The 6,857-nt window shown below is 63.3% G+C and carries 8 protein-coding genes; 3 read left to right on the top strand and 5 right to left on the bottom strand.

Annotated elements, in window-relative coordinates:
* Positions 1 to 189, top strand: a 189-nt coding sequence (locus AACR77_RS08315; protein WP_231563181.1) for a hypothetical protein, incomplete at its 5' end; no start/stop codon positions are given.
* Positions 190 to 250: 61 nt separating this feature from the next.
* On the opposite strand, the gene AACR77_RS08310 is transcribed toward AACR77_RS08315, so the two are convergent.
* The 4 genes from AACR77_RS08310 to AACR77_RS08295 all read right to left on the bottom strand — a co-directional run bounded on the left by AACR77_RS08310 (position 251) and on the right by AACR77_RS08295 (position 4,526).
* The gene (locus AACR77_RS08310) at positions 251 to 754 is read right to left on the bottom strand and encodes a GNAT family N-acetyltransferase (protein WP_042880766.1); all 504 of its coding nucleotides are present in this window, start codon (positions 752 to 754) and stop codon (positions 251 to 253) included.
* Between the two features lie 39 nt (positions 755 to 793).
* On the bottom strand, positions 794 to 1,975 hold the full coding sequence (locus AACR77_RS08305; RefSeq protein WP_042880765.1) for a MerR family transcriptional regulator: 1,182 nt from the start codon (positions 1,973 to 1,975) through the stop codon (positions 794 to 796).
* Between the two features lie 150 nt (positions 1,976 to 2,125).
* Entirely contained in the window at positions 2,126 to 3,856 is a 1,731-nt protein-coding gene (gene recJ / locus AACR77_RS08300) for a single-stranded-DNA-specific exonuclease RecJ (RefSeq protein WP_042880763.1), read from the bottom strand.
* Positions 3,822 to 4,526: a disulfide isomerase DsbC N-terminal domain-containing protein gene (locus tag AACR77_RS08295; protein WP_042880775.1), complete on the bottom strand. Its 705-nt coding sequence runs from the start codon at positions 4,524 to 4,526 to the stop codon at positions 3,822 to 3,824. The genes recJ and AACR77_RS08295 overlap by 35 nt, the downstream gene beginning before the upstream one ends.
* A 259-nt stretch (positions 4,527 to 4,785) precedes the next feature.
* Between AACR77_RS08295 and mscL the strand changes: the two genes are divergently transcribed.
* Positions 4,786 to 5,196, top strand: a complete 411-nt coding sequence (gene mscL / locus AACR77_RS08290) for a large-conductance mechanosensitive channel protein MscL (protein ID WP_010673746.1) — start codon at positions 4,786 to 4,788, stop codon at positions 5,194 to 5,196.
* 73 nt (positions 5,197 to 5,269) lie between these two features.
* On the opposite strand, the gene xerD is transcribed toward mscL, so the two are convergent.
* On the bottom strand, positions 5,270 to 6,169 hold the full coding sequence (gene xerD, locus AACR77_RS08285; protein WP_042880761.1) for a site-specific tyrosine recombinase XerD: 900 nt from the start codon (positions 6,167 to 6,169) through the stop codon (positions 5,270 to 5,272).
* Between the two features lie 183 nt (positions 6,170 to 6,352).
* On the opposite strand from xerD, the gene fldB reads away from it, so the two are divergent.
* Positions 6,353 to 6,857 (top strand): flavodoxin FldB (gene fldB / locus AACR77_RS08280; protein WP_042880759.1); only part of this gene is annotated, 505 nt, incomplete at its 3' end.

The raw sequence follows: 6,857 nt of genomic DNA, 5'->3' as shown, positions 1-6,857 counted from the left end.
AGCCACAGAAGGCAGGCGATGGCGAGCGCCATCGGCCAGGTAGAGCGTCGGCCAGAGGGTGACAAGCGGGGAGTCCCTTCTTTAAAAGAGAATTCAGCTAGGCCGAATATATCACAATTCATCTTTTTATTGAATTTTAAACCCTGCAAACACCCACGAATTGATACTAAAAACCCTCTTTATAAATAAAGAGGGCAATTAAAAACCACAATGAGCGCAAGGAGCCCTCTCTTTTCCCTCACGGTGACCCTCACTCCTGCACAAAGGCCGGGTGATAGCACACTTCGCCACGGGGCATGGCAGCGCCGAACAAGCGGGCCATGAAGTACTCGGGCGGCACGCCGGGCAGAGTCAACCCCGGCTCGGGCACGAAACCGAAACGGCCGTAGAAGCCGGGATCCCCCAGCACCACGCAGCCAGCCGCTCCCATCCCCCTGAGCTCGGCCAGACCCACCTCCATCAGCCGTGACCCCAGCCCCTTGCCGTGCAGCGCAGGAGAGACCGAAATGGGACCAAGACCATACCAGTGCGGGCAGCCATCGCTGATGGTCACCGGCGAGAAGCAGAGGTGACCGACCACCCGCTCCTCCAGCTCCGCCACCAGCGACAGGCTGAGTGCCCCGGCCTGGCGCAAAGCGCGCACGATCAGCTGTTCGTTGTGGTCGGTATGGGGGGCATTGAGGAACGCGGCCACGGTCAGCGCTTCAATGGCGTCGTGATCGGCGCCTGTTTCGGGCCGAATGATGATGTTCATAGGTTTTCTCCGTTTGCTCTCTTTCAATGGATGACCTGATCAGACTGCCTGCAGGCAGCAGATCACATAGCCATAGCTGCCCAGGTGTTGGCGGTGGATGGCCACTTCCCGGCTCAAGTCCTGCCAGGCGGGGCTATCCCCCAGCTCGGCACTGTGGCGCGCCAGATTGCGCTCGATGGGGTCCAGATAGTTGTGCCAGGCCCTTTGCGGCAACTCGGTGTGCCACAGGCAGCGATAACCCGCCTCCTGCACCGTTTTGAGCAGGCCCGCCAGGGTCTGCATGACGGGATAATCCCGCTGCCAGAACGCCAGCGCCTCCTCTGGCGGCGTGTCCGTCAGCCACACCAGGTCGCTCAGCACGATGCAGGCATCAGGGCCGGCAAGGTGCGCCCGCCAGGCTTTGAGCGCATTGGCCACCCCGATGGTGTAGGCGCTCCCCTCGGCCCAGATGAGATCGGCGGGGGCCAGATCTGCCGGCAGCGCCGCCATGTTGGCGCGCAGGGTAGTGACCTGACTCAGCCCCGCCGCACTGGCCGATCTCGCCACGGCGGCCAGCGCCTCCTCGTCCAGATCGATGGCTACGATGGGGGCGTCCGTCACCTGTGCCAGCGCCAGGGTGGCGGCGCCGCGCCCACAGCCCATGTCGAAGATCCGGCGAGGCTGGCTGGGCAGCGCGGCAAATTGCTGCTGGGTGAAGAGGCTATCGCCCGGCCCCCAATAGCTCATGCCATCCAGCAGCAGCTTGAAATCCCGGATGTAGCGCTCATGTTCATTCATGTCTTTGCTGAGCCACTGCAGGTGGTAACGCTCTTTTTCACTGAATCCCTGCTTCATCACCCAGGCAAAGTAAGCCTGCGGGGCTTGATGCTGCAGTTGCTGCTGCCAGACCTTGAACTCGTCGCCGGAGTGCGCACGCAAACCGGCGAGATCCGCCAGCAGATCCCGGGCGCGTTGCATCCGCGCCAGCTCTTCATCCAGCTCCCTGACCCGGGCTTCCAGTGTCGCCTGCTCCAGCTCGCCCGCCAGACAGGCGAGGCACTGCTTGAGGCTGAGCCCGCCGGCCTGCAGGGCCTGTACCATCCGCAGCCGCTGCAGATCGTCATCGTCGTAGTGGCGATAGCCGTTGACGCCCCTCGTGCCCGCAATCACCCCCAGCTTCTCGTAATAGAGCAGGGTGGAGCGGGCCAGGCCGCAGCGCCGGGCCAGTTCGGATATTTTCATGACAACCACTCGCTGAGGGGTCCGTGACCCGATGAAGGGAAGCTTAAACTGTGAAGCAATAGACGGGTCAACGACAACATCCGGGTTCACACCATAAAAAAACGGCCACCCTGAGGTGGCCGTCATCGACAGCAAGAGAGACTCGCGGGATCAGAGGCCGGCGGCTTCCAGATGCTCCACCAACAACTGCACGCTGCGGTTGCCACGCCACTCGTTGACGTCGAGCCGGTAGACCAGTCGCACCCGCTTCACCGAAGCGTCGGGCCAGCGCTGCAAGTCGACGCCAAAGGCGATGGCATCCACCGCGTGGCCGGAATCCGTGGTCAGCATCATCTTGAGGTGCTTCTCCCCCACCAGCCGCTGCTGCACCAGCACGAATTCCCCGTCAAACAGCGGCTCGGGAAAGGCCTGACCCCAGGGGCCGGAGGCGCGGATCAGCTCCGCCAGCTCGAGGGTGAGCTCGTCCGGCAGCAGCTCGCCATCGGTGAGCAGCACCCCGGTCAAGAGCTCAGGGGTCACCAGCTCGCCGATGACCGCCTCGAAGGCCCGGCCGAAGGCCTCGATATTGGCCTTGGGCAGGGTCAACCCGGCCGCCATGGCGTGGCCGCCAAACTTGCCCATCAAGCCGGGGTGGCGGGTATCGAGCAGTTCCAGCGCATCGCGCAGGTGCACCCCCGGGATGGAGCGCCCGGAGCCCTTGAGCTCGGTCTCGCTGCTCTCGGCAAAGGCGATGACCGGGCGGTAGTACTTCTCCTTCACCTTGGAGGCCACCAGCCCCACCACCCCCTGATGCCACTCGTTTCGGTGCAGCACGATGCCGGAGGGCACCTCGCCGTCACGAAAACGGATCTGCTCCAAAGTGGCGAGCGCCTCCTGCTGCATCCCCTGCTCGATCTCCTTGCGCTCCTGGTTGAGGCTGTCCATTTCGGAAGCGAGCTGGCGCGCCAGGTTGATGTCCTCGCTCAGCAGGCAGGCGACCCCGAGGGACATGTCATCGAGCCGGCCCACCGCGTTGAGACGCGGCCCCAGCGCAAAGCCGAGATCGGCGGCGCACAGGCGACGACCGTCGCGGCCCGACACATCCACCAGCGCCTGGATGCCGGGGCGACAACGGCCGGCCCGGATCCGCTGCAACCCCTGATGAACCAGGATGCGGTTGTTGCCATCTAGCGCCACCACGTCGGCCACGGTGCCGAGGGCCACCAGATCCAGGTAATCCGCCACGTTGGGGGCGCGCAGCCCCTGGCGCTCATACCAGCCGCTCTGGCGCAGATGGGTGTTGAGGGCCGCCATCAGATAGAAGGCGACCCCGACCCCGGCCAGGGACTTGGAGGGGAAGTCGCAGCCATGCTGGTTGGGGTTCACTATCGCGTCGGCGTGAGGCAGCTCCTGACCCGGCAAATGGTGATCGGTAACCAGTACCTGCATGCCTGCCGCCTTGGCCGCCGCCACCCCGGCGATGCTGGAGATGCCGTTGTCCACCGTGATCAGGAACTCGGCGCCGCGGGCCACCGCCAGCTCGACGATCTCCGGGGTGAGGCCATAGCCGAACTCGAAGCGGTTGGGCACCAGAAAATCGATGTGGTGCCCCCCCATGGCGCGCAAGGCCAGCACGCACAGGGCCGAGCTGGTGGCGCCGTCGCAGTCGAAGTCACCGACGATGAGAATGCGTTTTTGCGCCGTCAGCGCCTCGGCCAGCAGCGGCACCGCCTGCGCCATGCCGAACAGACGCTGGGGCGGCAGCAGCTGGTTGGCGCTGCGCTCCAGCAGGGCAGGGTCTTCTACCCCGCGGCTGGCGAAGATCTGGCGAAGCAGCGGGTGCAGGGTGGCGGGCAGATGGGAATCATCAACTCGCGGACGACGTCGGATTAGCAGGGGCATTGATGTGATCCAGTATCTTGAGCAGTTGTTCGGGGCTCTGGTAACCGCGCACCAGGTCGCCATTGGGCAGGACCCAGCTCGGTGACGCCTTGATCCCGAGCCATTGGCTCAGGCCGATATGATGGGCAAGGATCGCATTACAGCCGCTCTCAGGCAAACGATCGCTGAAGTTGAGTTCGCGCAGCAGACCGGGATCGCACCAGCTAGCCTGATCCGAGGCGGCGACAGGTGCAGGCAGCAGTTGCACGCTCACGCCCCTCGCCTGCAAGCGGGGCAACTCCTCCAGCGCGATGCGGCAAGGACCGCAGGCGAGATCGGTAAACAGGGTGAGGCGGTGGCGTTCAGGGGTGGCCTTGAGCCAGAGCCGGGCCTCCCCTATCTGGGAGAGCGCCAGCCTGCGTTGCTGCTGCTGGCTGAGCCGGGTGAGGTTTCTCATGTCGTGGGCCAGATCCAGCATGGAGCCCTGCAGCACATAGTCTCCCCTGGCATCGCTGTAGAGCAGTCCCTGGGCCGTGCCCAGCAGATAGAGGCCCGGCATGGGGGTCTCGTCCACCAGGTAGACCTGCACACCGAGGCGCTGCTCTATGGTCTGTTTCAACACATGGGGGTCCATCCCCGCGCTGGCCGCAAAAGCGCACAGCAGCATCATTCCCAGCAGTAAATATCGCATCAGCTCATTCACTTGGCATGATTGAAGGGTTTCATAAGGTAACCCAGACAATTCCCTCTCCCAAAGACCTTAATTAGTGATCGATTAATAACGTCCGCAAGAAAAAATCACGGGATGACAGGTTGCCAATCGGGCTTGAGCCCCGCAAGCTAATCAGGACGACGGGAGACATCTTTAGTCATCCCTCTGTTTTGCTGATGTTTTATTATTCAAATCGACGTGCGCTCAGGTGGCACGTTGTCCATTTCTAGGGGGAAAAATGAGTCTGATTCAAGAGTTCAAGGCCTTTGCATCCAGGGGCAATGTGATCGACATGGCGGTCGGTATCATCATAGGTGCCGCCTTTGGCAAGATTGTCTCCTCCTTCGTGGGAGACGTGATCATGCCCCCCATCGGGCTGATCCTGGGGGGCGTGGATTTCAGCGATCTCGCCGTGACCCTGAAGGCCGCCGAAGGGGATGCCCCTGCCGTGGTCATCGCCTACGGCAAGTTCATCCAGACCTGTATCGACTTCCTGATCATCTCCTTCGCCATCTTCATGGGGCTCAAGGCCATCAACACCCTGAAGAAGAAGCAGGAAGAGGAAGCCGCCGCCCCGGCCGGCCCCACCAAGGATCAGGAGCTGCTGACCGAGATCCGCGACTTGCTGAAATCCCAGCAGGGGAAATAACCGTTTCCTCCCTGTCGTGTGCTGAAAAAAAACCGCCTTCGGGCGGTTTTTTGTTGCAAGGCCGGTGAGGCGATCAGGCTCTGGGGTGGTGCTGGCCGTGCAGTGCCTTGAGCCGCTCGTTGGCCACGTGGGTATAGATCTGAGTGGTGGAGAGATCCGCGTGGCCCAGCAGCATCTGCACCACTCGCAGATCGGCGCCGTGATTGAGCAGGTGGGTGGCGAAGGCGTGACGCAGGGTGTGGGGGGAGAGTTCCCCCCTGATGCCGGCTCTCAGGGCATAGAGCTTGATGCGGTGCCAGAAGGTCTGGCGGGTCATCATCCGGGCCCGCTTGGAGGGGAACACCACGTCTGAGCTGGTGCCACCCAGCAGCAGGGTGCGCGCCTCCCGGTAGTAGCGCTCCAGCCAGTGCACCGCCTCCTCCCCCATGGGCACCAGGCGCTCCTTGTTGCCCTTGCCCACCACTCGCACCAGCCCCTGGCGCAGGCTGACGTGTTCGGCGGTCAGCCCCACCAGCTCGGACACCCGCAGCCCGGTGGCGTAGAGCAGCTCGAGCATTGCCTTGTCCCGCAGCTCCAGCGGGTCGTCCACCAGGGGCGCTTGCAGCAGCGCCTCCACCTCGGCTTCGCTCAGATCCGATGGCAGCTTTTTGGGGAGCTTTGGTCCCTCCAGCAGCACGGTGGGATCGTCGCTGCGCAGCTTCTCGCGATTGAGATACTGGTAGAAGCGGCGCAGGGCCGAGAGGAAACGGGCCGTACTGCTGGCCGCGAACTGATGGTCCACCCGCCAGGCGAGGTAGTGCTGGATGTCGTCCAGCCCCGCCAGCAGCAGGGAACCGCCTTGCTCATCGAGCCAGAGGGCAAATTTTTCCAGGTCGGTGCGATAGGAGCTGACCGTGTTGTCGGAGAGCCCCCGCTCCAGCCAGAGGGCGTCGAGAAACGGCTCGATCAGGGGATGGGATTCTGCTTTGCTCATGGTGCGCCGCGCTCAGGGAAACAGGTCGCCATTGTAACGTGCCGACCCACCCGGGCCGCAAGGCAAGGCTGCACATCCCCTCAGGCGGTGAAGAGCCCGGCGCAATCTGCTAGACTGGCGCCCTCCCCCCGGGCGCCGCTGTGCCGGTCACGCCCCTTGCCGACTGCGATCAAGAGAAGAGCGATGAAGATAGGTTTGTTTTATGGCTCCACCACCTGCTACACCGAGATGGCCGCCGAGAAGATCCGCGCCCTCATCGGCCCCGAGCTGGTCGATCTCCACAACATCAAGGATGTGCCCCTCGCCCGCATGCAGGAGTACGACATCCTGATCCTGGGCATCTCCACCTGGGACTTCGGCGAGCTGCAGGAGGACTGGGAATCCCGCTGGGAAGACATCGCCGACCTGCATCTGGAGGGACGCATCATCGCCCTGTTTGGCATGGGCGATCAGCTGGGCTATGGGGAGTGGTATCAGGATGCCCTCGGCCTGCTGCACGATCAGCTGGTCCCCAAGGGAGTCAAGCTGGTGGGCTACTGGCCCAACGAGGGGTACGAGTTCGATGCCTCCAAGGCGCTCATCGACGATGGCCGTCACTTCGTCGGGCTGGCCCTCGATGACGCCAACCAGTACGACCAGACCGAGTCCCGCATCGAGCAGTGGGTCGACCAGATCCTGAGCGAGATCC

Origin of the sequence: Aeromonas sp. ZOR0002 (assembly GCF_963866995.1) — a bacterium.
In the GTDB taxonomy this organism is placed as follows: Bacteria; Pseudomonadota; Gammaproteobacteria; order Enterobacterales; family Aeromonadaceae; genus Aeromonas; species Aeromonas caviae.
The sequence above is the reverse complement of the archived record's forward strand: the minus strand, read 5'-3'. Positions and strand labels throughout refer to the sequence as shown.

Bases quoted from the DNA above. Each gene is read 5' to 3' on its own strand.
- AACR77_RS08295 (WP_042880775.1), bottom strand. From the start codon at position 4,526: ATGCGATATTTACTGCTGGGAATGATGCTGCTGTGCGCTTTTGCGGCC.
- mscL (WP_010673746.1), top strand. From the start codon at position 4,786: ATGAGTCTGATTCAAGAGTTCAAGGCCTTTGCATCCAGGGGCAATGTG.
- AACR77_RS08305 (WP_042880765.1), bottom strand. From the start codon at position 1,975: ATGAAAATATCCGAACTGGCCCGGCGCTGCGGCCTGGCCCGCTCCACC.
- xerD (WP_042880761.1), bottom strand. From the start codon at position 6,169: ATGAGCAAAGCAGAATCCCATCCCCTGATCGAGCCGTTTCTCGACGCC.
- recJ (WP_042880763.1), bottom strand. From the start codon at position 3,856: ATGCCCCTGCTAATCCGACGTCGTCCGCGAGTTGATGATTCCCATCTG.
- AACR77_RS08310 (WP_042880766.1), bottom strand. From the start codon at position 754: ATGAACATCATCATTCGGCCCGAAACAGGCGCCGATCACGACGCCATT.